Below are 2,542 nucleotides of genomic sequence, written 5' to 3'. Positions count from 1 at the left end.
GGCGTCGTCCGCAAGAACCCCATGCCCATCGAAGACTGCGACAACGGCATCGACGACGACGGCGACGGCCTCATCGACCTCGATGATCCCGACTGCCAGGAGTGTCCCTGCGACGGCGAGTGCCCCGACTTCGCGCTCTACTTCACGAACCTCTCCGCATCGAACCGGATCCCCGCGGCGGGACAGGTCGATGCGCGCGGAAGGACGGGCTTCGCGATCTCCTCCCGCAACGCGAGCCGGCTGCTCGCCGTGCAGTTCGGCGCCCGTAGCACGGCGGCCGGCGGAGTGACCTACCAGTTCGCCGGCGACATCGGCACCGATCCCGAGCGCCTGGTCGAGATCCTGATGGTCGACGCCCAGGGCGGCAACATCGCTCCCGAGACGCCCAACACGATCATCACGGATGCGCTCGCGATCCAGTCGATCGAGCGCGGCGCGGCGGTCGCTTCCTTCGCCGGGGGCGACTACCTCGAGTACGATCTCGATCCAGGCGTCGGCGGCCCGGGCTTCTTCGTCGGCTACACTTCCGACATGGACGACGACGCGAACGCGATCCCCATCACGACGGACTGCGACCTGAACGAGATTCTCGTGGTGAACATCGGCGGCGGAGCCGAGTGCCCGGACAACGCCTTCTACTTCGGCGGAGTCGCCACCGAGGGCTCGGTCGACGCGCGGGGCGAGACGAGCTTTCTCATCACCTCGCGCAACGCGCAGGCGCTCCTCGCCTTCTCCTTCGGCGTCAGCACGACGACGGAGGCCGGGGGCGTCCGCTACGAGTTCGCCGATGACATCGGCATCGACTCCGACCGGCTCGTCGAGGTGCTGATGACCAACATCCACGGCGACGAGATCTTCCCCGCGACGCCCAACACGCTGCTGGCGAGCTCGGGCGAGGTGGTGGCCGTGGAGCGTGCTTCGGACCTCGCGCCCTTCGCCGGCGGCGACTTCCTCCAGTGGGACGGCGATCCCGGCGTCGGGGGCCCTGGCTTCTTCGTCGGGTACGTCTCCGATCTCGACGACGACGTGAGCCAGATCCCCGCCACGCCTCCCGGAGACGCCGGGAACTGCCCGCTCAACGAGCTGCTGATCATCCGGCTCGAGGGCGGGATCGTCTGCCCCGACTACGGCCTCTTCTTCGGAGATCAGCCCACGGCGCAGACGCTCGATGCCACGGGCGAGCCCAGCGCGGTCGTCTCCTGCCGCAACGCGGAGCCGCTCCTCGCGTTCCAGTTCGGCGTGAGCGTCACCGGCGCGGCCGGCGTCTACACCTACGAGTTCTCCGGCGACCTGGGGACCGATTCCGAGCGGCTCGTCGAGATCCTCATGACCGAGGCCGACGGCGATTCCGTCACGCCGCAGGCGGTCAACAAGCTCCAGAACGACACCGATGCCGTGCTCGCGATCACGCGCGGCGCGGCGGTGGCGCCGTTCGCGGGCGGCGACTTCCTCGAGTACGACCTCGATCCGGGCGTCGGAGGCCCCGGCTTCTTCGTCGGCTATGTCTCCGACATGGACGACAACGTGAACGTTATCCCGGCGACCGCGGGCGAAGGATGCCCGCTGAACGAGATCCTGGTGCTGCACTTCGCCGGCGTCGAGCAGCCCTTCAGCCGCGGCGATGCCGATGTCAACGGCAAGGTGAACATCAGCGATGCCGTCTGGATCATCCAGATCCTCTTCGGCAGCTTCGTCGAGAAGGTCGACTGCGACGACGCGCTCGATGCGAACGACGACGGCTCGCTGAACATCGACGACGCCATGATCGTCCTGGCGTGGATGTTCCAGCGCGGCGAGGCTCTGCCGCCTCCGTTCCTGACGTGCGGAGTCGACGAGACGCCGGATGGTCTGGACTGCCGTCAGTCGAACTGCATCGTCGACTGAAGGACGTCGCGCGCCGCCGACGCGGCCGGCGAGGCGAGCAGCCCGACACGAACCGAGTTCAGGGAGGATGGAGCATGGTGCTCGTGACAAAGGCGCGCCGCATCCGGCATCTGGCCGCGGCGGTCGTGATCGCCGCCGGCAGCGCGGCCGCACTGGACGCTCAGACCATCCGCGTCCGCGATGGGGACTACTGGGTCGCTCCGGGCTCTGCGGTCCCCCTCGTGCTGTCGATCGAGCTGGACGCGACGGCTCTCGAGACGGACGTGCCCATCACCGGGTTCTCCTTCGGCGTACGGCACGACGCCTCGCGTCTGAGCCTCAAGGAGGACCCGGAGAAGAGCGCCGTGCAGCCCTCGGAGGAGCTGCTGGCCGCGATGGGGCTGGCCAGCGACGAGGATCCGAGCGGGGACTTCTTCCTGATCGACACGGAGATCCCCGGCCAGGCGGGCTTCATCGTAGCGGCCATCCTGGGGCCGCAGGATGACTCGATCTCGCTTCCCGGCGGGAGCGTGCACCACCTCTTCGACGTCGAGTACACCGTCCTCGAAGACGCCGCCGAGGGGCCGTCGGAGGTCTCCGTGACCGGCGATCTCGGCACGCCCCCCGTGGATCTGGTGATCGACATCTCCGGCGGCTTCCCGACGGCGTTCGAGGGCTC

Annotated in this window: 2 protein-coding genes; both read left to right on the top strand. The window is 68.5% G+C overall.

What is annotated here, in order from left to right; genetic code table 11:
• Nucleotides 1-1,884 (top strand): hypothetical protein (locus JW876_06960; protein ID MBN1885241.1); only part of this gene is annotated, 1,884 nt, incomplete at its 5' end.
• A 74-nt stretch (nucleotides 1,885-1,958) separates the two neighbouring features.
• The coding region (locus JW876_06955) for a hypothetical protein (GenBank protein ID MBN1885240.1) at nucleotides 1,959-2,542 on the top strand (584 nt) is incomplete at its 3' end.

The sequence above is a fragment of the Candidatus Krumholzibacteriota bacterium genome, from assembly GCA_016931295.1.
Classification (GTDB): Bacteria; Krumholzibacteriota; Krumholzibacteriia; order Krumholzibacteriales; family Krumholzibacteriaceae; genus JAFGEZ01.
This window is presented reverse-complemented; position numbering and strand designations above follow the sequence as displayed.